21 protein-coding genes and 1 pseudogene are annotated in these 25,234 nt (G+C 72.1%); 13 read left to right on the forward strand and 9 right to left on the reverse strand.

The window, feature by feature from the left end:
- Positions 1 to 179: 179 nt before the first annotated feature.
- From ACIRC0_RS27790 to ACIRC0_RS27825, 8 genes are all read left to right on the forward strand, one after another.
- Positions 180 to 974, forward strand: coding sequence for a TIGR03084 family metal-binding protein (locus ACIRC0_RS27790; RefSeq protein WP_403620934.1), 795 nt, complete (start codon positions 180 to 182; stop codon positions 972 to 974).
- Positions 971 to 2,671: an acyclic terpene utilization AtuA family protein gene (locus tag ACIRC0_RS27795; protein ID WP_403620937.1), complete on the forward strand. Its 1,701-nt coding sequence runs from the start codon at positions 971 to 973 to the stop codon at positions 2,669 to 2,671. Before ACIRC0_RS27790 ends, ACIRC0_RS27795 begins: the two co-directional genes overlap by 4 nt.
- Positions 2,668 to 4,266, forward strand: coding sequence for an acyl-CoA carboxylase subunit beta (locus tag ACIRC0_RS27800; protein WP_403620940.1), 1,599 nt, complete (start codon positions 2,668 to 2,670; stop codon positions 4,264 to 4,266). The genes ACIRC0_RS27795 and ACIRC0_RS27800 overlap by 4 nt, the downstream gene beginning before the upstream one ends.
- 40 nt (positions 4,267 to 4,306) lie before the next feature.
- A complete protein-coding gene (locus ACIRC0_RS27805; RefSeq protein ID WP_403620942.1) occupies positions 4,307 to 6,148 on the forward strand; it encodes an acetyl/propionyl/methylcrotonyl-CoA carboxylase subunit alpha in 1,842 nt (613 codons plus the stop codon).
- A gap of 96 nt (positions 6,149 to 6,244) precedes the next feature.
- Complete coding sequence (locus ACIRC0_RS27810; protein WP_403620944.1) at positions 6,245 to 7,378, forward strand: acyl-CoA dehydrogenase family protein; 1,134 nt, start codon at positions 6,245 to 6,247, stop codon at positions 7,376 to 7,378.
- 29 nt (positions 7,379 to 7,407) lie between these two features.
- On the forward strand, positions 7,408 to 8,973 hold the full coding sequence (locus ACIRC0_RS27815; protein WP_403620946.1) for a 4-coumarate--CoA ligase family protein: 1,566 nt from the start codon (positions 7,408 to 7,410) through the stop codon (positions 8,971 to 8,973).
- Complete coding sequence (locus ACIRC0_RS27820) at positions 8,970 to 9,707, forward strand: enoyl-CoA hydratase family protein (RefSeq protein WP_403620949.1); 738 nt, start codon at positions 8,970 to 8,972, stop codon at positions 9,705 to 9,707. The genes ACIRC0_RS27815 and ACIRC0_RS27820 overlap by 4 nt, the downstream gene beginning before the upstream one ends.
- The gene (locus ACIRC0_RS27825; RefSeq protein ID WP_403620951.1) at positions 9,695 to 10,300 is read left to right on the forward strand and encodes a TetR/AcrR family transcriptional regulator; all 606 of its coding nucleotides are present in this window, start codon (positions 9,695 to 9,697) and stop codon (positions 10,298 to 10,300) included. Before ACIRC0_RS27820 ends, ACIRC0_RS27825 begins: the two co-directional genes overlap by 13 nt.
- 82 nt (positions 10,301 to 10,382) lie before the next feature.
- Here the strand turns inward: ACIRC0_RS27825 and ACIRC0_RS27830 are convergent, their stop codons facing one another.
- Entirely contained in the window at positions 10,383 to 11,483 is a 1,101-nt protein-coding gene (locus tag ACIRC0_RS27830) for a citrate synthase 2 (protein ID WP_103837799.1), read from the reverse strand.
- Positions 11,484 to 11,913: 430 nt separating this feature from the next.
- Between ACIRC0_RS27830 and pdxH the strand changes: the two genes are divergently transcribed.
- Positions 11,914 to 12,552 carry a pyridoxamine 5'-phosphate oxidase gene (gene pdxH, locus ACIRC0_RS27835; RefSeq protein ID WP_403621141.1) on the forward strand — a complete coding sequence of 213 codons (639 nt, stop codon included), beginning with the start codon at positions 11,914 to 11,916 and terminating at the stop codon, positions 12,550 to 12,552.
- 271 nt (positions 12,553 to 12,823) lie between these two features.
- Here pdxH and iscB read toward each other — a convergent pair whose 3' ends face one another.
- Entirely contained in the window at positions 12,824 to 14,053 is a 1,230-nt protein-coding gene (iscB, locus tag ACIRC0_RS27840; protein ID WP_403620954.1) for an RNA-guided endonuclease IscB, read from the reverse strand.
- Positions 14,052 to 14,153, reverse strand: a pseudogene (locus ACIRC0_RS27845) (RRXRR domain-containing protein); the annotation flags it as partial. The pseudogene ACIRC0_RS27845 and the gene iscB, both read right to left, overlap by 2 nt.
- A 241-nt stretch (positions 14,154 to 14,394) precedes the next feature.
- Here ACIRC0_RS27845 and ACIRC0_RS27850 point away from each other — a divergent pair.
- Together ACIRC0_RS27850 and ACIRC0_RS27855 are read left to right on the forward strand one after the other, a co-directional pair.
- Positions 14,395 to 14,979 carry an ArsR/SmtB family transcription factor gene (locus ACIRC0_RS27850; RefSeq protein WP_403620957.1) on the forward strand — a complete coding sequence of 195 codons (585 nt, stop codon included), beginning with the start codon at positions 14,395 to 14,397 and terminating at the stop codon, positions 14,977 to 14,979.
- Between the two features lie 14 nt (positions 14,980 to 14,993).
- Positions 14,994 to 15,182, forward strand: coding sequence for a hypothetical protein (locus ACIRC0_RS27855; RefSeq protein ID WP_403620960.1), 189 nt, complete (start codon positions 14,994 to 14,996; stop codon positions 15,180 to 15,182).
- 25 nt (positions 15,183 to 15,207) lie between these two features.
- Here the strand turns inward: ACIRC0_RS27855 and ACIRC0_RS27860 are convergent, their stop codons facing one another.
- Entirely contained in the window at positions 15,208 to 16,062 is an 855-nt protein-coding gene (locus ACIRC0_RS27860; protein WP_403620962.1) for an alpha/beta fold hydrolase, read from the reverse strand.
- A 769-nt stretch (positions 16,063 to 16,831) separates the two neighbouring features.
- Complete coding sequence (locus ACIRC0_RS27865; RefSeq protein ID WP_103837795.1) at positions 16,832 to 17,524, reverse strand: metal-dependent transcriptional regulator; 693 nt, start codon at positions 17,522 to 17,524, stop codon at positions 16,832 to 16,834.
- Positions 17,525 to 17,822: 298 nt separating this feature from the next.
- On the opposite strand from ACIRC0_RS27865, the gene ACIRC0_RS27870 reads away from it, so the two are divergent.
- Entirely contained in the window at positions 17,823 to 18,611 is a 789-nt protein-coding gene (locus tag ACIRC0_RS27870; protein WP_403620965.1) for an SIS domain-containing protein, read from the forward strand.
- 15 nt (positions 18,612 to 18,626) lie between these two features.
- On the opposite strand, the gene ACIRC0_RS27875 is transcribed toward ACIRC0_RS27870, so the two are convergent.
- From ACIRC0_RS27875 to ACIRC0_RS27890, 4 genes are all read right to left on the reverse strand, one after another.
- Entirely contained in the window at positions 18,627 to 20,018 is a 1,392-nt protein-coding gene (locus ACIRC0_RS27875; protein ID WP_403620968.1) for a PAS domain-containing protein, read from the reverse strand.
- 153 nt (positions 20,019 to 20,171) lie between these two features.
- Complete coding sequence (locus ACIRC0_RS27880; RefSeq protein ID WP_403620971.1) at positions 20,172 to 21,758, reverse strand: transporter; 1,587 nt, start codon at positions 21,756 to 21,758, stop codon at positions 20,172 to 20,174.
- Entirely contained in the window at positions 21,755 to 22,546 is a 792-nt protein-coding gene (locus tag ACIRC0_RS27885; RefSeq protein WP_403620974.1) for an ABC transporter ATP-binding protein, read from the reverse strand. Before ACIRC0_RS27885 ends, ACIRC0_RS27880 begins: the two co-directional genes overlap by 4 nt.
- A 74-nt stretch (positions 22,547 to 22,620) precedes the next feature.
- Positions 22,621 to 23,274, reverse strand: a complete 654-nt coding sequence (locus tag ACIRC0_RS27890) for a bifunctional DNA primase/polymerase (protein ID WP_403620977.1) — start codon at positions 23,272 to 23,274, stop codon at positions 22,621 to 22,623.
- Positions 23,275 to 23,616: 342 nt separating this feature from the next.
- On the opposite strand from ACIRC0_RS27890, the gene ACIRC0_RS27895 reads away from it, so the two are divergent.
- On the forward strand, positions 23,617 to 24,999 hold the full coding sequence (locus tag ACIRC0_RS27895; protein WP_403620980.1) for a transcriptional regulator: 1,383 nt from the start codon (positions 23,617 to 23,619) through the stop codon (positions 24,997 to 24,999).
- The last annotated feature ends 235 nt before the right edge of the window (positions 25,000 to 25,234 follow it).

Consider the following 25,234-nt stretch of genomic DNA (forward strand, 5'->3'; position numbering starts at 1 on the left):
GGCTGTGAAAACCTAGGGAATTGCTGGCAGTCGGTCTGGGAAGCTGAGTGTTGCTTGTCCGCGGCGTCCCTGCCTGTGAGCCCCCTGAGCGTCAGCGATCCATGCAAGCATGCTTGCTTGTTTCTCCGCCCGCTGCCATGCTCCCCACGCACACCGTCGTGCCCCGAGGGGAGCGCATCGTGTCCGACGCATCGTCCGTGATCGACGACCTGGGCCGGGAGAGCGAGGAGCTCGACCGACTGGTGGCCGAGTTGGGGGAGGACGGCTGGGCGCTGGACACCCCCGCCGAGGGCTGGACCATCGCCCACCAGATCGCGCACCTCGCCTGGACCGACCGCGCCGCCCTGCTGGCCGTCACGGCCCCGGAGGCCTTCGCGACGGAGGTGGAGAAGGCCCTCGCGTCGCCCGGCACCTGGGTCGACGAGGCCGCACGTGAGGAAGCCGGGCGCCCGCCCGCCGAACTGCTCGCCCGGTGGCGCGAGGGCCGCGCCGCGCTCGACCGGGCCCTGCGCCAGGCACCGCCCGGCGCCCGTTTCCCCTGGTACGGGCCGCCCATGTCGACCGCCTCCATGGCCACCGCCCGTCTGATGGAGACCTGGGCCCACGGCCTGGACGTGGCGGACGCGCTCGGTGTGGCACCCGCGCCCACGGCCCGGCTCCGGCACATCGCCCGGCTCGGGGTCCGCACCCGCGACTTCTCCCACGCGGTCCACGGGCTGCCCGCGCCCGCCGACCCCTTCCGCGTCGAACTCGCCGCACCGAACGGAGACTTGTGGGCGTACGGCCCGGAAGACGCCCCGCAGCGCGTCACCGGACCCGCCCTCGACTTCTGCCTCCTGGTCACCCAACGCGCCCACCGCGCCGACCTCGCCCTGCGCGCCGAGGGCCCGGACGCCGACCACTGGCTGGACATCGCACAGGCCTTCGCGGGCCCACCCGGCAGCGGACGCCCGGCGAAGGGGACCGCCCGGTGACGACCCCGCCTCCCCTGCGCATAGGCAACGCCTCCGGCTTCTACGGCGACCGTTTCGACGCCCTGCGCGAGATGCTCACCGGCGGCCCCCTCGACGTCGTCACCGGCGACTACCTCGCCGAGCTGACCATGCTGATCCTCGGCCGCGACCGCCTGAAGAACCCCGGCGGCGGTTACGCGCGCACGTTCCTCGGCCAGTTGGAGGAGTGCCTCGGCCTCGCCCACGAGCGGGGCGTGCGGATCGTGGCCAACGCGGGTGGCCTCAACCCGGCCGGACTCGCCGACGCGGTACGGGAGCTGGCGGGACGCCTCGGCATCCCCGTCCGGGTGGCGCACGTCGAGGGCGACGACCTCACCGCGTCCGACCCCGGCGCCCTCACCGCCCACGCCTACCTCGGCGGGCACGGGATCGCCGCGTGTCTGCGCGAGGGCGCCGATGTCGTGGTCACCGGACGCGTGACGGACGCGGCACTGGTCACCGGGCCGGCCGTCGCCCACTTCGGGTGGGGGCCCGAGGAGTACGACCGGCTGGCGGGAGCGGTGGTCGCCGGGCACGTCCTGGAGTGCGGGGCGCAGGCCACCGGCGGCAACTACGCCTTCTTCACCGAGCATGCGCCCGAGCGACTGCACCGGCCCGGCTTCCCGCTCGCCGAACTGCACGAGGACGGCAGCAGCGTCATCACCAAGCACGACGGCACCGGAGGCGTCGTCGACGTCGGCACGGTCACCGCACAGCTGCTGTACGAGACGGCCGGCGCCCGGTACGCGGGCCCCGACGTCACCGCCCGGCTGGACACCGTCCGGCTCACCCAGGAGGGGCCCGACCGGGTGCGGATCGAGGGAGTGCGCGGGGAGGCACCGCCGCCCACCCTGAAGGTCGGCCTCAGCAGGCTCGGCGGCTTCCGCAACGAGGTCACCTTCGTGCTGACCGGGCTCGACATCGAGGCCAAGGCCGCGCTCGTGAGGGCGCAGATGGAGGCGGCCCTGGACGCGGCCGAGTCCCGCCCCCGCGAGGTGCGCTGGGAGCTGGCCCGCACCGATCACCCGGACGCGCCGACCGAGGAGAGCGCGAGCGCCCTTCTGCGGCTCGTGGTGCGGGACTTCGCCGAGGATGCCGTGGGTCGTGCGCTCACCGGCGCCGCCGTCGAACTGGCGCTCGCCAGCTACCCCGGCTTCCATGTGGTCGCCCCACCCAGGAAGGGCGAACCGTATGGAGTCTTCGAGGCGGCCACCGTCGACCGTGGTGCCGTAGCCCATGTGGCGGTCCTCCACGACGGCCGCCGTATCCCCGTGCCGCCGGCCCAGAACACCCGCGTACTCGACGACGTACCGGAACCGCCCCTGCCCGAGCCGCTGCCTCCGGGACCCACCCGCCGCGCACCGCTCGGTCTCGTCGCCGGCGCCCGCAGCGGCGACAAGGGCGGCAGCGCCAACGTCGGCGTCTGGGTCCGCACCGACGAAGCCTGGCGCTGGCTCGCCCACACCCTCACCGCCGACCGGTTGCGCGCACTGCTCCCGGAGACGGCCGGCCTGCCCGTCCGACGCCACGTCCTGCCCGACCTGCGCGCCCTGAACTTCGTCGTCGAGGGCATCCTCGGCGAGGGCGTCGCCGCGCGGCACCGGTTCGACCCGCAGGCCAAGGGCCTCGGCGAATGGCTGCGCGCCCGCCACCTGGAGATACCGGAGGCCCTCCTGTGACCGTCCTGTCGTCGGCGCTGGACCCCCGCAGCCCCGACCACCTCGCCCACCGCGACGCCATGCTCGCCAAACTCGCCGAGCTGGACGCAGAGCACGCCAAGGCGCTGGCGGGAGGCGGCGAGAAGTACGTCGCCCGCCACCGCGCACGCGGCAAGCTGCTCGCCCGCGAGCGCATCGAACTCCTCCTCGACCCCGACACACCGTTCCTCGAACTCTCCCCGCTGGCCGCCTGGGGCAGCGACTACACGGTCGGCGCCTCTCTCGTCACCGGCATCGGGGTGGTCGAGGGCGTCGAGTGCCTGATCACCGCCAACGACCCCACCGTGCGGGGCGGCGCCAGCAACCCGTGGAGCCTGAAGAAGGCCCTGCGCGCCAACGACATCGCGCTCGCCAACCGGCTGCCCTGCATCAGCCTCGTGGAGTCGGGGGGCGCCGACCTGCCGTCCCAGAAGGAGATCTTCATCCCCGGGGGCGCCATCTTCCGGGACCTGACCCGCCTGTCCGCCGCCGGCATCCCGACCCTCGCGGTCGTCTTCGGCAACTCCACGGCCGGGGGCGCGTACGTCCCCGGCATGTCCGACCACGTGATCATGGTCAAGGAGCGCGCCAAGGTGTTCCTCGGCGGGCCGCCGCTGGTGAAGATGGCCACCGGTGAGGAGAGCGACGACGAGTCCCTGGGCGGCGCCGAGATGCACGCGCGCGTGTCGGGCCTCGCGGACCACTACGCGGTCGACGAGCAGGACGCGATCCGGCAGGCCCGTCGCGTGGTCGCCCGCCTGAACCACCGCAAGGCGTACGCCGACCCGGGTCCGGCGGCTCCTCCGAAGTACGACCCGGAGGAACTCCTCGGGATCGTGCCCGGCGACCTGAAGGTGCCCTTCGACCCGCGCGAGGTCATCGCCCGCATCGTCGACGCCTCCGACTTCGACGAGTTCAAACCGCTGTACGGGACCAGCCTGTGCACCGGATGGGCCACGCTGCACGGCTACCCGGTCGGCATCCTGGCGAACGCCCAGGGGGTGCTGTTCAGCGCGGAGTCCCAGAAGGCGGCCCAGTTCATCCAGCTCGCCAACCAGCGCGACATCCCGCTCCTGTTCCTGCACAACACCACCGGCTACATGGTCGGCAAGGAGTACGAGCAGGGCGGCATCATCAAGCACGGCGCGATGATGATCAACGCCGTCAGCAATTCGACGGTGCCGCACCTGTCGGTCCTGATGGGCGCCTCGTACGGCGCCGGGCACTACGGCATGTGCGGACGGGCCTACGAGCCGCGCTTCCTGTTCGCCTGGCCCAGCGCCAAGTCCGCCGTCATGGGCCCCCAGCAGCTCGCGGGCGTCCTGTCGATCGTCGCCCGGCAGTCGGCGGCGGCCAAGGGACAGCCGTACGACGAGGACGCCGACGCCGCCCTGCGCGCCATGGTGGAGCAGCAGATCGAGTCCGAGTCCCTGCCGATGTTCCTGTCCGGGCGGCTGTACGACGACGGGGTCATCGACCCGCGCGACACCCGCACCGTGCTCGGCCTGTGCCTGTCCGCGATCCACACCGCGCCCTACCGGGGCGCGCGTGGCGGGTTCGGCGTCTTCCGGATGTGAGGCCCTGATGCCCTCGATGCCCCCGATGCAATCGATGCCCGTGATTACTTCCGTTCTGGTGGCGAACCGCGGCGAGATCGCCTGCCGCATCGCCCGCACTTGCCGTGACCTGGGGATCCGTACGGTCGCCGTGCACTCGGACGCCGACGAGAACGCGCTCCACGCGCGCGTGGCCGACGCGGCCGTACGCCTCCCCGGCGCGGCACCCGCCGACACCTATCTGCGCGGCGACCTGATCGTCGAGGCCGCCCGCGCGTCCGGCGCCGACGCCGTGCACCCCGGCTACGGCTTCCTCTCCGAGAACGCCGACTTCGCGCGCGCCGTGCGCGACGCGGGCCTGGTGTGGATCGGGCCGCCGCCGGAGGCGATCGAGGCGATGGCGTCCAAGACACGCGCGAAGAAGCTGATGGGCCTCGAGCCGCTCACCTCCGTGACGGAGGCCGACCTCCCGGTCCTGGTGAAGGCGGCGGCGGGCGGCGGCGGACGTGGCATGCGGATCGTACGGCGACTGGCCGACCTGGACGCCGAACTGACGGCCGCGCGTGCGGAGGCACGCGGCGCCTTCGGTGACGACGAGGTGTTCATCGAGCCGTACGTCGAGGGCGGACGCCACGTCGAGGTGCAGATCCTCGCCGACACCCACGGCACGGTGTGGGCGCTCGGCACCCGGGACTGCTCCCTCCAGCGCCGCCACCAGAAAGTGATCGAGGAGGCCCCCGCACCCGGACTGGCCCCCGAACTCGAGGAGTCCCTGCGCTCGACGGCCGTACGGGCCGCCCGTGCCGTCGACTACGTGGGCGCGGGCACGGTCGAGTTCCTGGTCGCCGGGGACAGGGCGCACTTCCTGGAGATGAACACCCGCCTCCAGGTGGAACACCCGGTCACCGAGGCGGTGTTCGGGATCGACCTGGTGGCCCTGCAGATCCGGGTGGCGGAGGGCACGGCACTGGACGACGAGCCGCCGCGCGCGCGTGGGCACGCGATCGAGGCCCGCCTCTACGCCGAGGACCCGGCCCGCGACTGGGCCCCGCAGACCGGCACCCTGCACCGCCTCGCCGTACCCGGCGTACGCCTCGACACGGGATACACGGACGGCGACACCATCGGCGTCCACTACGACCCCATGCTCGCCAAGGCCGTCGCCCACGCCCCCACCCGCGCGGAGGCGATCCGGAAGCTGGCGGGGGCCCTGGAGCGCGCCGAGATCCACGGCCCGGTGACGAACCGCGACCTGCTGGTCCGCTCCCTGCGCCACGAGGAGTTCACGGCGGCCCGGATGGACACCGGCTTCTACGACCGCCACCTCGCCGTCCTCACCGAGTCCGCCCCCGACCCGTACGCCCCCCTGGCCGCCGCCCTCGCGGACGCCCACGGCCGCTCACGGTTCGGCGGCTGGCGGAACCTGCCGTCGCAGCCGCAGACCAAGCGGTACCGCATGGCGGGCCAGGAGCACGAGGTCCACTACCGGCACACGCGCGGGGGCCTCGCAGCGGACGGGGCGCGGGTGGTGCACGCGGACGCGCACCTGGTGATCCTCGAGGTGGACGGCGTACGCCGGAAGTTCCCGGTGGCCAGGTACGGCCACGAGGTGTACGTCGGCCCGACGGCCCTGACGGCCCTGCCCCGCTTCCAGGAACCCACGGCGGCCCACGCCCCGGGCTCCCTGCTGGCCCCGATGCCCGGCACGGTCGTACGGATCGCGGAGGGGCTGACGGCCGGGACGACGGTGGAGGCCGGGCAGCCCCTGCTCTGGCTGGAGGCGATGAAGATGGAACACAGGATCACCGCCCCGGCCACGGGCACGGTCACGGCCCTGCATGCCGCCCTGGGCCGGCAAGTCGAGGTAGGAGCCCTCTTGGCAGTGGTGCAAACCGCCGAGTAGGGACGCGCCCCTTCAGGGGCGCGGGGCTGTATCGATAGGCGGCTACCGCCGCGTGAGCGCGAGCAACCACAACGGACCCGCACCCGGGAGATGGACATGAGCCCCCTCATCGAATCCGAAGAACAAAAAGCCCTCCGCACAGCGGTAGCCACCCTCGGCGCCCGCCATGGCCGTAACCACGACCCCCTCGAACTCTGGTCGGAAGCCGCCAAGCTCGGCTACCTCGGCGTCAACCTCCCCGAGGAGTACGGAGGCGGAGGCGGCGGCATAGCCGATCTTTCCATCGTCCTCGAAGAGCTCGGCGCGGCCGGCTGCCCCCTGCTCATGCTGGTCGTCTCACCAGCCATCTGCGGCACGGTGATATCCCGCTTCGGCACCGAGGAACAGAAACAGACCTGGCTCCCCGCAATCGCCGAAGGCACAGGCATCATGGCCTTCGGCATCACCGAACCCGACGCCGGCTCCAACTCGCACCGCATCACCACCACCGCCCGCCGCGACGGCGACGACTGGATCCTGAGCGGCCGCAAGGTGTTCATCTCCGGCGTCGACATCGCGGACGCGACCCTCGTCGTCGGCCGCACCGAGGACGCTCGCACCGGAAAGCTCAAGCCCTGCCTGTTCATCGTCCCCCGCGACGCGCCCGGCTTCGAGCGGCGGCAGATCGACATGGAACTCACCGGCCGGGAGAAGCAGTTCGAGCTGACCCTGGACGACGTACGGCTGCCCGCCGACGCCCTCGTCGGCGACGAGGACGCCGGGCTCCTCCAGCTCTTCGCCGGTCTCAACCCCGAACGCATCATGACGGCCGCCTTCGCGATCGGCCTCGGCCGCTACGCGGTCTCCCGCGCCGTGGAGTACGCGCGCGACCGTACCGTCTGGCAGCAGCCCATCGGCGCCCACCAGGCGATCGCGCACCCCCTGGCGCAGGCGCACATCGACCTCGAACTGGCCCGCCTGATGATGCAGAAGGCCGCCTTCCTCTACGACTCCGGGGACGACACGGCCGCCGGTGAGGCCGCCAACATGGCCAAGTACGCGGCCGGGGAGGCCTGTGTGAAGGCCGTCGACCAGGCCGTGCACACCCTCGGCGGCAACGGCCTCACCCGGGAGTTCGGGCTCGCCTCCCTCATCACGGTCGCGCGCGTGTCTCGTATCGCACCGGTGAGCCGGGAGATGATTCTCAACTACGTCTCCCACCAGAGTCTGGGCCTGCCCAAGTCGTACTGACGACCGGCGCGCCGGCGCGAGGAGGAACAGTGTTCCGCAGCGAGTACGCAGACGTCCCGCCCGTCGAACTGCCCATCCACGACGCCGTGCTGGGCCGGGCCGCCGAGTTCGGTGAGCTGCCCGCCCTGATCGACGGCACGGACGGCACCACCCTCACCTACGAACAACTGGACCGTTTCCACCGGCGGATCGCGGCCGCGCTCGCCGAGGCGGGCGTGCGCAAGGGCGACGTGCTCGCACTGCACAGCCCGAACACGATCGCCTTCCCGCTCGCCTTCTACGCGGCCACGCGCGCCGGTGCCTCCGTCACCACCGTGCACCCGCAGGCCACGGCCGAGGAGTTCGCCAAGCAGCTGCGGGACTCCGCGGCCCGCTGGATCATCACCGTCTCACCGCTCCTCCAGACGGCCCGCCGCGCCGCCGAACTCTCGGGCGGCGTCCAGGAGATCCTCGTCTGCGACAGCGCGCCCGGCCACCGGTCGCTGATCGACATGCTGGCCTCCACCGCGCCGGAGCCCGAAGTCGTCATCGACCCGGTGCAGGACATCGCCGCGCTCCCGTACTCCTCCGGGACGACCGGCATCCCCAAGGGGGTCATGCTCACCCACCGCCAGATCGCCACCAACCTCGCCCAGATCCGGCCCCTCATAGGCACGGGGCCCGGCGAGCGCATCCTCGCCGTGCTGCCCTTCTTCCACATCTACGGCATGACGGCCCTCATGAACGCCCCCCTGCGGCAGGGCGCCACCGTCGTCGTGCTGCCCCGCTTCGACCTGGACACCTTCCTCGCGGCCATCCAGAAGCACCGCATCACCGGCCTGTACGTGGCCCCGCCGATCGTGCTCGCCCTCGCCAAGCACCCGGTCGTCGCCCAGTACGACCTGTCGTCCCTGAAGTACATCATCAGCGCCGCGGCACCCCTGGACGCCAAGCTGGCCGTGGCCTGCGCCCAGCGCCTCGGCCTGCCGCCCATCGGCCAGGGGTACGGGATGACGGAACTGTCCCCGTGCACCCACGTCGTCCCCCTCGACGCCCACGACGCGCCCCCCGGCACCGTCGGCAAACTGGTCGCCGGCACCGAGATGCGCATCCTGTCCCTCGACGACCCCGACAAGGACCTCGGCGTCGGCCAGGCCGGCGAGATCGCCATCCGCGGCCCCCAGGTGATGAAGGGCTACCTGGGGCGGCCCGAGGCCACCGACGCGATGATCGACCGCGACGGCTGGCTGCACACGGGGGACGTCGGGTACGTCGACGCCGACGGCTGGCTGTTCGTCGTCGACCGCGTGAAGGAACTCATCAAGTACAAGGGCTTCCAGGTGGCCCCCGCCGAACTCGAAGCCCTCCTCCTCACCCACCCCCGCATCGCGGACGCCGCCGTCATAGGCGTCTACAACGACGACCACAACGAGGTCCCCCACGCCTTCGTCGTCCGCAGGCCGGGCGCCGACGACCTCTCCGAGGGCGAGGTCATGATGTACGTCGCCGAACGCGTCGCCCCCTACAAGCGCGTCCGCAACGTCACCTTCATCGACGGCGTGCCCCGCGCCGCCTCCGGGAAGATCCTCCGCCGGCAGCTCAGGGAGCGGACATGACCGACCTCGTCCGCGCCGCCCACGACCGCGGCATCACCACCCTCACACTCGACTCGCCCGCCAACCGCAACGCCCTGTCGGCCGCACTCGTCGGCGGCCTGGCCGAAGCGCTCACCGCCTGCGGCAAGGACGGCGACGTACGCGCCGTCGTCCTCACCCACACCGGCAGCACCTTCTGCGCGGGCGCCGACCTGCGCGACCCTCCGCCCCCGGAGGCCCTGGTCGCACTACTGCGGCAGATCATCGAGCTGCCCAAGCCCGTCGTCGCCCGGGTGACCGGGCACGTACGGGCGGGTGGCCTCGGCCTGCTCGGCGCCTGCGACATCGCCGCCGCGTCCACCGCGGCGACCTTCGCCTTCACCGAGGTACGCATCGGGGTCGCCCCCGCCGTGATCTCCTTGCCCCTGCTGCCGCGCACCGACCCCCGCGCCCTCGCCCGCCACTACCTCACCGGTGAACGCTTCGACGCCCCCGAAGCCGTACGCACCGGCCTGCTCACCGCCACCGGCGACGACGTCGACCAAGTGCTCGAACCCATGCTCGCCGGACTGCGGCGGGCCGCACCCCAGGCCCTGGCGGAGACCAAACGACTCCTCACCGCTACTGTGCTGCAGACCTTCGACCGGGACGCGGCCGACCTGACCGCGCTCTCGGCCCGGCTGTTCTCCTCCCCGCAGGCCCGCGAGGGAATGACGGCCTTCCTGGAACGACGGGACCCCTCATGGGTGGTGTGAACACAGTCGAACGCGAGCGCGTGCCCAAGCAGGACCGCAGCCGGGCCACCCGGCAACGGCTCCTCCAGGCCGCCGTGGCCTGCCTCGCCGACCACGGCTGGGCCGGCTCCACCGTCCTGGTCGTGGCCGAACGCGCCGGCGTCTCCCGGGGCGCCGCCCAGCACCACTTCCCGACCCGGGAGGACCTGTTCACGGCGGCCGTCGAGTACGTCGCCGAAGAGCGCTCCACCGCGCTGACGGCCCTGTTCCCGCACGGGGCCGCCGACCGGCGCGCCGTGGTCGCGGCCCTCGTCGACCTCTACACCGGGCCGCTGTTCCGGGCGGCCCTGCACCTGTGGGTCGCCGCCTCCAACGAGGAGCAGCTGCGCCCCCGCGTGACCGAGCTGGAGGCCCGGGTCGGCCGCGAGACCCACCGCATCGCCGTCGACCTGCTCCGCGCCGACGAGAGGAGGCCGGGCGTCCGCGAAACGGTCCAGGGCCTGCTGGACATGGCCCGCGGCCTGGGCCTCGCGAACCTCCTCACCGACGACGCCGCCCGCCGCGAACGCGTGGTGGCGCAGTGGGCGGCACTGCTGGAGGAGGCACTGGGCTGAGGACAGCACAGGCCGCCCCGTCGCCGGTGCGGGAGGGCCTGGGCCGCCCGTGGTCAGTGCGGAAGGTCCCGGGTCGTCCGCGTCAGTGCGCGATGTCCGCGTACCCCTCGATCTCCTGCGGGCTGCGCGGCCCGGGACCCACATAGCGGGCCGACGGGCGCACCAGGCGGCCGGTGCGCTTCTGCTCCAGGATGTGCGCCGACCAGCCTGCCGTACGGGCACACGTGAACATCGACGTGAACATGTGCGCCGGGACCTCGGCGAAGTCCAGCACGATCGCCGCCCAGAACTCCACATTCGTGGCGAGCACCCGGTCGGGACGGCGGTTGTGCAGCTCCTCCAGAGCCGCCTTCTCCAGCGCCTCCGCGATCTCGAAACGCGGCGCACCCAGCTCACGGGCGGTACGGCGCAGCACGCGCGCCCGCGGGTCCTCGGCCCGGTACACCCGGTGGCCGAAGCCCATCAGCCGCTCGCCCCGGTCCAGGGCGCCCTTCACATAGGCCTCCGCGTCACCGGTGCGCTCGATCTCCTCGATCATGCCGAGCACACGGGAGGGCGCACCGCCGTGCAGCGGCCCCGACATGGCACCCACGGCACCCGACAGCGCCGCGGCCACGTCCGCGCCCGTGGAGGCGATCACCCGGGCGGTGAAGGTGGAGGCGTTCATGCCGTGCTCGGCTGCCGACGTCCAGTAGGCGTCGACGGCCGCGACGTGCTTCGGGTCCGGCTCGCCCCGCCAGCGGATCATGAACCGCTCCACGACGGACCGCGCCTTGTCGATCTCCCGCTGGGGCACCATCGGAAGACCCTGGCCGCGCGCCGACTGGGCGACGTACGACAGCGCCATGACCGCGGCCCGGGCCAGGTCCTCACGGGCCTGCTCCACGTCGATGTCCAGCAGCGGTTTCAGGCCCCACACCGGGGCGAGCATGGCCAGCGCGGACTGCACGTCCACACGGATGTCACCGGAGTGCACCGGGATCGGGAACGGCTCGGCGGGCGGCAGTCCGGGGTTGAAGGCGCCGTCCACGAGCAGCCCCCACACGTTCCCGAACGAGACATGGCCGACCAGGTCCTCGATGTCGACGCCCCGGTACCGCAGGGCACCGCCCTCCTTGTCCGGTTCGGCGATCTCCGTCTCGAACGCGACGACTCCCTCGAGCCCGGGTACGAAATCGGACATCAGGCGGCTCCTCGTGATGTGTACGGCGGAAAGGGTTGCGCCGCCCCGGCTCCACGGTCTGTAGCGGTCGTTCTCGAAAACTCGCGGTCCGAAACGGTCACCCCGGTTGATGCCCCGATCGGTCGGCGGTCACCCAACCCGAACGGCATCTGCACGATATCCCCGAGTGCCACCTTTGGGGAGACCAAGCGGCACTCAGTGCCACACAGTGATGAACCGCACTCCCACCGTGCCCACTGTCCACAAGCCGCCGAGGGCCCCCGGGCACGTACGGCAAGATGACGACGTGACCGACCGCTACCCGGACGAACCCGCAGCCCAGCACCCCGTTCACCCTGCCGCCAAATCCACGACGGACCCGGTTATCGAACCCATCGTCGAACGCGCGGCCGAAGGCCCCCCCGAGGACCTGTCCGCCAACCCCGCGGAAATGCGAGCCCACTACCGCGCAGAGGGCCTCGACGAATCCTCGCTCGCCCCCCACCCCATGGACCAGTTCGCCCGCTGGTTCAAACAGGCGGCCCAGGCCGCCATCGCCGGAATGATCTACGAACCGAACGCGATGATCGTCTCCACCGCCGACGCCGAGGGACGCCCCAGCTCCCGCACCGTCCTGATGAAGCAGTACGACGAACAGGGCTTCGTCTTCTACACCAACTACGACTCCCGCAAGGCCCAGGACCTCGCCGCCAACCCCTACGTCTCGCTGCTCTTCCCCTGGCACCCCATGGCCCGCCAGGTGATCGTCACCGGCACCGCCCGCCGCACCGGCCGCGACGAGACCGCCGCCTACTTCCGCACCCGCCCCCACGGCTCCCAGCTCGGCGCCTGGGCCAGCACCCAGTCCTCGGTCATCTACTCCCGCGCCGAACTCGACGCCACCTACCAGGACCTCACCACCCGCTACCCCGAGGGCACCCAGGTCCCGGTCCCCCCGCACTGGGGCGGCTTCCGCATCGCACCCTCGACGGTCGAGTTCTGGCAGGGCCGCGAAAACCGCCTCCACGACCGCCTCCGCTACGTCGCGGAACGGGACGGCACCTGGCGGGTGGAGCGCCTCAGCCCCTGACCTTCGGTGCCCGAAAACGCAGACGACCCGCGAGCTCAGGTCCTCCGCCAGTAGACGAAGGAGCCGGCCGGACGTACCGGCGAGCCCGCGGGCCGGGTGACTGCGTTGGATTGGCCGGCTGCGCGCATCTCACACGCGCTGGTCCGGCGCCGAACTGAGTACGACGGCGGGCTGCTAGCCCGCAGTCACCTCACGCGTCCGGTTGTCATACATCTGCCGAACCACCTCCCTTCCCGTGTGCTTCACACCCTAAGAAGCGGTTGGAACGCAATCAACAGGTTTTTCGAGATGTTGACGGCGCGGGTTCTGGCCGGGTGTCGTAGCCGTACCCGTCGCCACGTTGCAGGAGCCGCAGGTTCCAGTGGGAGACGTTGATCCGCCCGGCCGGCGTGGTGAGGCTGTGCTGCCCTCGGGCGCGGACGGAGATCCGTCCCGTCCACGTGCCCGTCCACTTGCCGGACGGCACGACGGCACGGACGAGGTCTCCGGTGACGTATCCGAAGTGCTGCTTTGTACGGGCGCGCCGCAGGCGGGGGAATCCGTACCGGTCGGGTGTGGTGCGGGCGTAGGAGCCGCGTCCGGTGGCTTTGGCGATGAGGACGTGGGCGGGGATCCGGACGATCGTGTCGCCGTTCTCGTGATCGAGGCGTCCGACGCACAGCGCGTCCTGGGTGTGTGTCTTGTGCAGGCCCGTGGCGGTGCGGTTCCGCTTCGAAAGGTGGCCCGTCCAGGTGTGGACCGGCCTTCCGACTGCGGTGAGCGCCTCGGTGAGCCGGCAGAGGGTCGTATTCATGGCAGCGGCGTCGCGAAGCGGTGGTCTGGCCTGGGCGAGGATCTGCGCCAATCGGTCGGGCCTGTGGGCCAGGAAGACGCCGACGGGCAGGTTGCCTTTGGCCTTGTTGCAGGGCACGCAGGCCAGGACGAGGTTCGAGATGCGGTCCGCGCCTCCTCGGCTTCGCGGCCGGACATGGTCGATGTTCAGGGGCACGCCCGTGGCCCCGCAGTAGGCGCAGGCACTGCGCCACATCTCGTGGAGGTAGGCGCGCGCGTCGGTCCCGGCGAGCGTGCCCTGCTGGTATTGGGTCCCCGTGAGCTGTCGGCCCACGCTCATGGAGTGGGTGTCGAAGGCGGCGTGTTCGACGTGGATCTCGGTGACCGGTGCGTACCGGCACAGGCGGACTGCCCAGGAGACGGTGGTGTCGACGCGGTGGCGTAGTGACGGAGGGAGCCATCCGGTGGGGCGTGTGCGGTTGTGGGCGCGGGGCGCTCGGTAGCGGTGGTTGGCGGATCGCCTTCTGTGGCGGTAACCGGTCCGTTGTGCCATGCGGTCGCGGATCTGGGCGCCGCGGTGTTGCAGCTCGATGGTGATCAGGCCCCGTCGAACGGTGATCGTGGTGCCTTGGTCGTCGGTTTCCTTCTTCTCGTCGGTGAGGGCGAGGGCCGGTGCCCTGGGAGCCGGGGTCGATGCGCAACTGCACTCCGTCGGTCTCCGACTGGGCATGTGTGCGGTCTTTCAGCCGGATGGTGAAGGGGACCTGCCTGGCGACCACGGCCCGCCCCTTGCGAAGGAGTTCGCGGGCGCGGGCGGGGTGGCAGGGCATGAGGGGTTTTCCGTCACTGGAGAGGACGAAGACCCTGCTGGCGCCGATGCCACCGGCGTACGGCCGGTCGTGCGGGGGAGCGTCACCGCTCCCGTTCTCTGCCGTCTCCGCCGCCGTGGCGGCGTTCTTGGCGTGACGCCGACGGGGTGCGGTGCGCTTCCCGTCGGTCGAATGCCAGGCCCGCGGTCACCTTGCAAAGAACCCCTTGCAACCATTCCTTTGCAACGCTACTTTTGTACCCATGAACGAGCCCCAGGACCCGCAGGTCCGCAGTCTCGATGCCCGCTCACTGCGCGGGCTCGCGCACCCGCTGCGCATCCAGCTGCTGGATGCCCTGCGGTTCGGAGGTCCGGCCACGGCCTCCCAACTTGCCGAGAAGCTGGGTGAGTCGAGCGGTGCGACCAGCTACCACCTGCGCCAGCTCGCCGCCCACGGCTTCATCGAGGACGCTCCCGAGCGGGGCAAGGGGCGGGAGCGGTGGTGGAAGGCGGTCCACCGGGGCCTGCGCTTCGACGACGCCCTGCTGACGGACGCCAACCCGGACGTGCGCGGGGCCGCCGACACGTACCTCCATGAGGTCGCGACCAGCCAGACCCGTGACCTGTCGACCTGGCTCGGCAATCGCCACGCCTGGCCGGAAGAGTGGAACCGCACCTGGGACATGAGCAGCGCGACGCTACGGCTGACGCCGGAGCTCACCCGGGAACTCGTCGAGAAGATGCATGCGCTCGTCGACACCTACCGGGACCGGGCCGCGGACGAGGGCGACGCCGGTACCGCTCAGGTACGCATCCAGACCCGCGCGTTCCCCCTCACCACGGATTGAGAGGCCACAGCCTGATGCACCCCGAGACCCACTTCACCCTGCACCGCTTCCGCGCCGCCGAACTCCGTGCCGGAGCCGACGCTTACCGCCTCGCCGCAGCGGGCCGGGGCCCCCGGGACCTTCGTGCCCGCCTCGGCTGGACTCTCGTGGAGGTCGGCCTGCGGCTGGCCGCCGGGCCCAAGGCGGCCGCCGCTGTTCCCTAACCCTCGTGTCGAACTCCCGCGCCGCTCACGGAGACAGTACGGCTGTCAGGAACGGCTCGATCGTGGCTCGCCATGCCTCCGGCTGGGCGTGGTGGAGGAAGTGGCCGGCGTCGGGGACCTCCGCGTACTGGCCGTGGGGGAGGACGCGGACCATCTCCTGGGCCTCCGCGCGGCCCAGTTCGCCGTCCAGGCCGCGGACGACCAGGGTGGGGCAGCGGACCTGGGCCAGTTCCTCCCAGTGCGCGTCGTACACCCAGGTCTCGCGGGACCTCAGCATGTGCTCGGGTTCGAAGACGGGGCGCCAGCCGTCCGGGGACTCGGTCATGACCTCGACGTAGAACTCGCCGCGGGCGGGGTTCGGGCGCTCGACCCAGGGGTCGTCCTCGCCGAACCACTTGCGTACGTCGGCCAGTGTGGCGAAGGGGAGGGGCCAGGACTTGAACCAGTTCTCCCATTCGCGCTGGGAGGCGGCGCCGAGTGCGGAGGCCCGCATGTCGCAGATGATCAGGGCGCTTACCAGGTCGGGGCGTTTGGCGGCGAGCTGCCAGGCGGTCAGGGCGCCCATCGCGTGGCCGATGAGGACGGCCGGGGCGAGGCCGAGTTGTTCGAGGGCGGCTTCGGCGTCGTCGATGTAGGCCTCGCGGGTGTAGCCGTCGGCGGGCTTGTCGCTCTGGCCGTGGCCGCGCTGGTCGAGGGCGACGGCGCGGTGCCGTTCGGCGAGCAGGCGGGCGGTGGGCGCCCAGTGCGAGGCGCGGCCCATGAGCCCGTGCAGTAACAGCAGGCCCGGCGTCTGCTCGCCGTCGCCGGTCTTGGGCGGGTCGGCGAACTCCCATGCGGCGAGGCGTACGCCGCCCGCTCCGGTCACGTCGATGCGACGCATCGTCCTGGCACCCCCCTGCTCGGCCGGGACCGCTCGCTTCCGCGTCGGGCGGTCGGTCCGCGCGCTTGTCGTACTGGTCGTACTTCCGCTGTCGTGCTGCTTGTGCTGGTGTCGGCGGTCAACGCCCGGCGCCGGGTGTCGCCGTCGGGCGGTGGTGCCCCTGCTCGCTGTGTGACGGACGCGTCATTGGTACAGCGCCCGGTCCGGCGAGATCGTCACCGCCCACGCTATCGAATGGCTATTCGAAATCGCCGTTTCCGGCGGCAACACCCCACCTTCGAGTGACCTCCCTCGAGGATTGACCGCTGTCTGCGCGGGGAGATCTTCTGCGGGAGGCGGACCGCTCGGGGAAAACCGGTCCGAGGGGGCGACCCTGAGAGCTCGGGGCTCCGGGTCGAAACAGGGGAGGACAGGCCCCGGCGCCGATAGGTGCCGGGGCCCTCCCCGTGTCCGGGGTCGCGTCCGGGGCACATCCTCCCTCCCCTTCCCGGCCGTTGACATCGCTGTCATCTCCGGCCAAGAGCCCTCAGGTCATATGCCTCACGCGACAGCCTCGCATGCGAACGGTCGGTGCGCTGCGATTCCGCTCACTGAATCTTGATTGCAGTACGGTCGCGGAATCATCACAACAGCCCCATGAATCGGAGGAGTTGTGAGGGCCAGGCGAGATCGGGAGGGATGCAGGGGGACGGGAGGGGTCAGAGGGACGGAGAGGGATCAAGAGGGGTGGAGGGGGATCAAGAGGTCCTGCGGGGCCTCGGCGCCTGTGTCAGGGCTTGGCCACGAAGACGTGGGACGCGATGTCCGCCTGGAGCTCAGCCGCCTCGCCGCCGCTGCCGACCAGGACACCGCCCGCCGACTCCGTCACGCTGACCACCGAGCCGGGCTGCACGCCCGCCCGCCGGAGCGTGTACATGAGCTGTGCGTCCGTCTGGATGGGCTCGCCGATACGGCGTACGACGACCGTCTTGCCGTCCGTGCCCGGATCCAGGTCGGCCAGCGAGACCATGCCCTCGTCCAGGAACGGGTCCGCCATCTCCTTCTCGCCGAGCTCCTCCAGGCCCGGGATCGGGTTCCCGTACGGCGACTCGGTGGGGTGGCGCAGCAGCTCCAGGACGCGGCGCTCGACCGCCTCGCTCATCACGTGCTCCCAGCGACACGCCTCGGCGTGCACCTGCTCCCACTCCAGCCCGATCACGTCGACCAGGAGGCACTCGGCGAGGCGGTGCTTGCGCATGACGCGGGTGGCCAGGCGGCGGCCCTCGTCCGTGAGCTCCAGGTGACGGTCTGCGGCGACCGACACCAGGCCGTCGCGCTCCATTCGCGCCACTGTCTGGCTGACGGTCGGGCCGCTCTGGTCGAGCCGCTCGGCGATCCGGGCGCGCATGGGGACCACGCCTTCCTCCTCGAGCTCGAGGATGGTGCGGAGATACATCTCCGTGGTGTCGATCAGTCCGGACATACGTGCCCCTCGAAGAGATCTGCCGGAGGCTCGACTGCTCACCGGCGTGTGCGCTGGCCCTGACTTCAATTCTGACTCATCCCACTGACAACCGGGGCGCGGCGAGTGGACCACGGGCCACGGGGCGCGTCGGCACGGCTCCCGGCGCGCCTGAAGGGGGCGCCGGTCTCCGGGCCCCGACCGCGCACCAGGGCCCCCGCCCGCGAACCCCCGGCGTCGGGCGGGCCGTATTGACATCCCACTGGTCCAGACCGCAACGTGATCCGCGACACGGGCCGACTTCGAAGGGGCGTCGCCGATGAGCGCAGGGCCGAGCGGTGGGGAGCCGCAGGGCGGGAGCACGCCGGCGGAGCGGTTCTTCGACGCGGCGATCGGGCTGCTGCGGCGGGTTCGGGACGAGGACGCGCAGGAGATCGCGGCGGCCGGCACCCTGATCGCGGACACCGTGGCCTCGGGCGGCCGGCTGTTCGCCTTCGGTGCCGGGCACTCCTCGCTGGCCGCGCAGGACCTGGTCTACCGCGCGGGCGGCCTGGCCCTGATGAACCTGCTCGCGGTCCCCGGAGTCGTCGGCGTGGACGTCATGCCCGCCACGCTGGGCTCCGCGCTGGAGCGGGTCGACGGCCTGGCGAGCGCGGTCCTGGACACGAGCCCCCTCCGCTCCGGCGACCTCCTGGTGATCATCTCCCTGTCCGGCCGCAACGCGCTGCCCGTGGAGATGGCGATGAACGCCCGCGCGCGCGGCATCAAGGTCATCGGCGTGACCTCGGTGGCGTACACGGCGGAGACGAAGTCCCGGCACGCCTCCGGCACGTACCTCAAGGACCACTGCGACCTCGTCCTGGACTCGAAGATCGCGGTCGGGGACGCGGAGCTCACCCTGGACACCATCCCGGCGCCCTTCGCCCCCGCGTCCACGGTCGTCACCACGGCCCTGCTGCAGGCGGTCATGGCGACGGCGGCCGGTGTCCTCGCGGACCGCGGCATCGAACCGCCCCTGCTGCGGTCGGGGAACGTCGACGGCGGCCATGAGTGGAACGCCCGGGTACTGGCGGAGTACGCCGACCGGATCTTCTACCGCCAGGCGTAGCCGCGTCCCACGGCCCTACTTCGCGGCCCGCCCCTTCAGCACGTCGGACAGGTCCAGCGCCGCGGCGATCCGTACCGCCACGTCCTCCGCGTACACCGCGTCCACCCGCTCGAACCGGCTGCGCCCGGCCCCCCGCAGGAACGTCACCACACCCAGCGTCCGCCCCCGGCTGCGCAGCACCGCGCACAGGGCGTGCACCGCGTCCGGGGGCCACTGCCGGGCCAGCGCCCACGCACGCGCCTGGGCCGGGTCGGCGGCGCCCGCGTCGGCGCGTACGGTCCCGGAGCGCTCCACGCACTGCAGGGCGGGATGGCCCTCGTCGTACCGCACCGGCAGTCCCGCCTTCCCGGTGAGCACGCTCGGGCCGGGGGCACCGGACGGCGTCTCGGCGGCCCGCACCAGCCGTACCGGCCCCGCCCCGTCCGCCACCCAGCCGCCCGCCACCCGGTCGATCAGGGCGTGGTCGGCGAACCCGGCGAGGGCGAAGTCCAGATGGATCGTGGCTGCCTCGCCGGGGTCCTCGCACTCGGCGGCCGCCCGCGCGGCTCGGTGCAGCTGGTTGGAGCGGAAGCGCAGCAGGGCCGCCTCCTGCTCGCTCTGCTTGGCCTCGGTGACGTCCTGGAACAGCCACCCGACCCCGAGCGGAACCGGCTCCTCCGCCAGTGGCGAGGCCAGCCGCAGGAACCCGCTCCGCCAGCACCGCCGCTTCTCGCCGTCCGCGGTCCGCACGCTCACCCAGATCTCGGCGGGCGCCGGCGGCGCCCCCTCGGCGAGCACATGGGTCAGCGCGCTCTCCAGCTCCTCGACGCCCTGCGCGAGCAGGTCCCCGAGGGGCCGTCCCAGCACGGCCGTACGCCCGATGCCGAGCGCCCGGGCCGCGTGGGCGTTGACGACGGCGGGCCGCAGGTCCGCGTCGACGAGCACGACACCCCAGCTCGCGTCCTCGAACAGGGCCTCGCTGAGCGCGATCGACCGCTCCAGATCGATCTGGGCGTGCACCTCGCTGAACGCGCAGTACACCCCGGCGGGTTTCCCGTCGGGCCCCCTGACCGCCGCGGACTGGGTCCGTACGAGCACCCGGCCGCCGTCCTTGGTCAGCAGCGCGAACTCGTGCACCTGCCGCCCGGAGGCCTGCATCGCGGACATCAGCCACGCCTCGACCTCGGCCGCGTCGGCGCTGCGCACGGCCCACCCGGCGAAGCCGCGCCGCCCCACCGCCTCGGCCGCCGACCAGCCGAGAATCCGCTCGGCCTCCCGGTTCCAGTGGGTCACGACCCCGTCCGCGTCGAAGGCGCACAAGGCCGCGTCCATCCCGTCGAGGAGCGCGGCGAGAAGATCCGAACCATCCCGCTCCGGCTCGTCCGGCACCGGCTCGTCCGTGGTCCCCCTCCGCCGGGAAGCACTCACCCGAACCCCCCTGCAGCCTGCGCGTCCGCCCATACGGCACGCTCGTCCGCTCTCTCGCCCACATTCAACTCGACCGTGACCCAGCCCACATCTCCTTCACAGAAGATTGGGGGAATCCTTGCGCCGTGGGGTCCCGTCTCCTCGACCCGGGAACTAGCCCTTGCTGACCGCCGCCAGGATCTCCGGCAGCCGGCGGGCCGTGCGGGGGGCCGCGAGGCGGAGGCCGAGGAGGGTGATCAGGGTGCCGTAGGCGGCGCCCGCAGGCAGCAGGAGCCAGGTCCAGTCGTCGCCGTTCGCGGTGACGTTGAGCCAGATCGTCGCCGCGATCACGGGCGCGGAGAGCAGAGCGGCGGAGACCATGCCGCCGAGGATGGAGATCCAGGCGAGCCCCGCCTGCCCGGGAGCCACGTTCTTGTAGCCCTCCTGCGGTATCGAGTACGGGAAGCGGGCCGAGGACCAGGCGCCGGTGGCCAGCATCGCGCCGAGCAGCGCGAGGGACATTCCGAGCACCTCGGGCAGCCTGTCCCAGGTTCCGAGCAGGGCGGTGGTGGCGACGGTGACGAGGGCGGCGTACGGCAGGGTGATCAGCAGCAGGGCCAGCGCCCGGCCGCGCAGTTCGGCGTGGGCGTCGCGGGTGGAGGAGATCGTCATGGCGACCATCCAGAACGCGGAGGTGTCCTGCCCGAACTGGTTGTACATCTGGATGCCGAGCATGCCGGCCGCGAAGCAGGCGAAGTAGACGGAGCCGGTGCCCTGGAGGGCGTTGAAGACGGGCACGATCAGCCCGATGGCCAGCGACGTCACCCATGCCGCCTTCGTCTTGGGGTCGCGCCAGACATAGCGCAGGCTGCGCTCGGCCACCGTGCCGGTGCGGCCCGCGGGCAGCAGCCGGGACAGGCCCTCGGAGGCCCGCTCCCGGGGCCCCGGTTCGGCGGCCTGGAGCGTGGAGGAGTCCGGTGCGGTCATCAGCTTCGTGAGGTTGCGCGACCACACGGCCAGCAGTCCCGCCAACGCGGCCGCGCTCAGCGCGAGCTGGGCGGCCCCGACGCCGTACGACCCCTTGCTCACGGAGTCCACCGCGCCGATCGCGGAGGCGGGCGGCACCCAGCGCACGACGTCGCCCACCGGCCCCAGCCGCGACAGCCCGGCCGAACCCAGCTCGCGGGCGCCGAAGTTGACGAGCTGCGCGCCGACGGCGACGACCAGCCCGCTCAGTACGGCGAGGTCGCGGCCCTTGCGGCTGGTCAGCAGCCGGATGTTGGCGGCGGCGACGGCCCGCGCGAGGGTGACGCAGACCAGCAGCGTGAGCACGACGGCGAGGACCGCGGTGCCGTACGCCGCCGCCCCGTGCGCCACGGAGATCACCGAGCCGACGGCCATGCAGAGCGTGAACAGCGGTCCGATGCCCACCAGGGACGCCACCAGCAGGGCCCGGACGAGGGGCCCCGGGCGCAGCGGCAGCATCACCAGGCGGGTGGGGTCGAGCGTCTCGTCGCCGCTGGGGAAGAACAGCGGCATCACGGTCCAGCCCAGCGCGACGACCTCGATGCCGAGCACGGCGACGGAGGCGGCGTGCGCGTTGCCGCGCAGCAGGATCAGGCCGAGCAACTGGGTGGCGGCGAACAGCAGGACCAGGACGAGGGACGTGACGTACGCGGCGCGCCGCCCGGCGGAGCGCCGCAGCCCGTTCCGCAGCAGGGACAGCTTCAGCCGTACGACGACGGCCGTCAGGCCGGTCATCGGGCGCCGCCGCCGAGCCAGTCGAGGTCGGCTCCCGCGGTGCGGCCGTGCGCGCCGACCAGTTCCAGGAACGCCTGCTGGAGGGTGGGCGCGTCGCCGCGTACGTCGGCCAGCGGGCCGTGCGCGCGGATGCGGCCCGCGGCCATGACGGCCACCCAGTCGCACAGCGACTCGACCAGCTCCATGACGTGGGAGGAGAAGACGACGGTGGCGCCGGAGGCGGTGTACCGCTCCAGGACGCCGCGGATGGTCTGCGCGGAGACCGGGTCGACGCCCTCGAAGGGCTCGTCCAGGAAGAGGACTTCGGGGTTGTGCAGCAGCGCGGCGGCGAGGCCGATCTTCTTGCGCATCCCGGTGGAGTAGTCGACGACGAGCTTGTGCTGGGCCCCGGCCAGATCGAGGACGTCGAGGAGCTGGGTGGCCCGCTTGTCGACCTCGGTGCCGGGCAGTCCGCGCAACCGGCCGGTGTAGGCGAGGAGTTCGCGCCCGGACAGCCGCTCGAAGAGCCGCAGCCCCTCGGGCAGCACCCCGATACGGGCCTTCACCTGGGCGGGGTCGCGCCACACGTCGTGCCCGACGACCTCGACGGTGCCGCGGTCGGGTCTGAGCAGGCCGGTGACCATGGACAGCGTGGTGGTCTTCCCGGCCCCGTTGGGCCCGACCAGCCCGATGAACCGCCCGGCGGGCAACTCGAGATCGACCCCGGCGACGGCGACGTGTTCCCCGAACCGCTTCCACAGGTCGTGCACGCGTACAGCGGCAGGAGCGGTCACTGTTCCCTCGTTCATGTGAGAACCCTACGGCGCGGGGGCGCCCCTGAAAGGGGCGCGGGACAGTGCCTGGTGGACGAGAAGGCGAACGGCTACCGGTCCCTACCGCACGCATAGGCCAACGGCGACACCAGTTCCTCCGCATCCGGCAGCCACCGGTTCGCCGACGTGGGCCGCCGCGCCCACTGCACGGCCCCCCGCGATCCGAACCGGGTGGGCGGCGCGGCGACATACGCGCCCTCGCCGAGGGTGACCAGGTCGAGTGAGGTGGGCTGCCAGCCCAGTTTGCGCAGCAGGTCCGGCACCTTCGCGGACGCGCCCGGCAGCACGAAGAACTGCATGCGCCGCGCGGGCGTCAGCGTCACCGGACCGAGCGTCAGCTCCATGCGCTCCATGCGCGCGAGGGCGAGGAAGCCGGCGGTCTCCGGGACGTCGATCGCGTCGAACGTGCGCCCGGTGGGCAGCAGGATCGACGCGGTCGGCCGCTCGGACCACAGACCGCGCGCGACGGTGGCACTGCCGGTCGCCTGCGTCGCCCAGTCGTCGCGTGCCGGGTGCGCTCCGGGCACGGGACACGCGGACTGACCGCAGGAGCAGCGGTGCATCCCGTCGACGGCATCCAGCCAGGTGCCGGGGAACACGTCCCAGTGGCGCTCCTCGACGTAACGGACGGCGGCGTCCAGGAGCGATTCGCCGCGCTGCTTCGGGATGTGGGCAGCTTCAGGGCCCGCGATGGTCTCTTCCACGATGAACTCAACTCTAGCGATCACCGGGGGTTACGCCTCGCCCACTCGGGGCCGTCTCATCGGGGACCGATGCTTTTTGAGCACGTCATTTTCATCCCACATGCGCCGGGGAGGAGCACCGTCTTGGCGGGTGGGGCGCATGGATGCACAGGTGGGGGCGCGCACGGGGAACCGCGGCGGGGGTGGGGTAACCAGGTGGGGGGTGCGGGACCAGCCTTTACCCCGGCAATCTTCGCATGTCTCGCATCAGAGGAATGTCCGCTGGGCATCGATCTTCAAGGCCGGATCTTTTCGCTGCACCGGCCAACTCGGCGAACCGAGCCAGGAAGTAGGGGGTACGCCATGGCCGCCAGGCCGCTTGTCGCGCGGCAGCCGAACGAACGACTGCAGGCGCTCATCCAGGAAGCGGGCTGCTCGAACGCGGGGCTCGCCCGCCGGGTCAACATGTGCGGCGCGGAGCACGGCCTCGACCTGCGCTACGACAAGACGTCCGTGGCCCGCTGGCTGCGCGGACAGCAGCCGCGGGGCCGGGCCCCGGCGGTCATCGCGGAGGCGCTCGGCCGCAAGCTGGGGCGCACGGTCACGATCGACGAGATCGGCATGGCCAACGGCAAGAACCTCGCCTCGGGCGTGGGTCTGCAGTTCTCGCCCACGGTGCTCGGTGCGATCGAGCAGGTCTGCGAGCTGTGGCGCAGCGACGTCGGGCGCCGGGACTTCCTGTCGGGGTCCTCCGTCGCGGCCTCCGCGCTCGTCGAGCCGAGCCGCGACTGGCTGATCTCCGGGCCGGACCCGCAGGTCGCTCGGTCGGCCGGGCCACGGGTGGGACAGTCGGACGTGGACGCGGTGCGGGCGATGACGCAGGCCCTGGTCGAACTGGACCACCAGTACGGCAGCGGGCATGTGCGGCCGGTCGTCGTGCACTACCTCAACAGCGTCGTCTCCGGGCTGCTGGCGGGGTCGTACCGGGACGTGGTGGGACGCGAACTGTTCGGCGCAGTCGCGCGGTTGACCGAGCTCGCGGGGTACATGGCGGTCGACACCGGACAGCCGGGGCTCGCGCAGCGGTACTACATCCAGGCGTTGCGGCTCGCGCAGGCGGCCGGTGACCGGGGGTACGGCGGCTATGTGCTCGCCGCGTCGATGAGCCACCTCGCGGCGCAGCTCGGAAACCCGCGCGAGATCGCGCAGTTGGCGCGGGCGGCGCAGGAGGGAGCGCGGGGGCGCGTGACCCCGCGCGCGGAGGCGATGTTCTACGCGGCGGAGGCGCGCGGGCATGCGCTGATGGGCGATGTGCGCGCCACGCAGATCGCGTCCGGGCGTGCGGTGACGGCGCTGGAGTCGGCCGACGCGGCGTCCGGGGACGATCCGGCGTGGATCGCGCACTTCGACGAGGCGTACCTGGCGGACGAGCTGGCGCACTGTCACCGGGATCTGGGGCAGGCGGAGGCGGCGGCCCGGCGGGCGGAGGAGTCGCTCGCCGGGCATCCCGAGTCCCGGGCCCGGCGGCGGGCGATCGGGCTGGTGCTGCTCGCCACCGCTCAGGTGCAGCAGCGCGAGGTGGAGCAGGCGTGCCACACCGGGTTGAAGGCCGTGGAGCTGCTCGGCACGCTGCGGTCCAGTCGGGGGGCGGAGTATCTCGAGGACCTGCAGCAGCGGTTGGAGCCGTATCGGGAGGAGGCCGTGGTGCGGGAGTTCGGGGCGCGGCTGGATCTGGCAGCGGCGTAGTGCCTCCGGCGGATGCGGCTCCGTGATGTACCCGGCGGTTGTGTGACGTGCTCGGGGGCCGGGGGCCCCGCCCCGGGCCCCGGGGCGGTATCGCCGTAGGAGTGACGGATGTCTCTTCGGTGCGGCAATGCCCTGGCTGGTCGCGCAGTTCCCCGCGCCCCTTACGGGGCGCTCCCCCTGTCCAGCGTGGCACCCGGTCAGGGGGACCCGGTAGCGTGAGCCGACGATTCCGAAG

Origin of the sequence: Streptomyces sp. NPDC093984 (assembly GCF_044764595.1) — a bacterium.
Classification (GTDB): Bacteria; Actinomycetota; Actinomycetes; order Streptomycetales; family Streptomycetaceae; genus Streptomyces; species Streptomyces cynarae.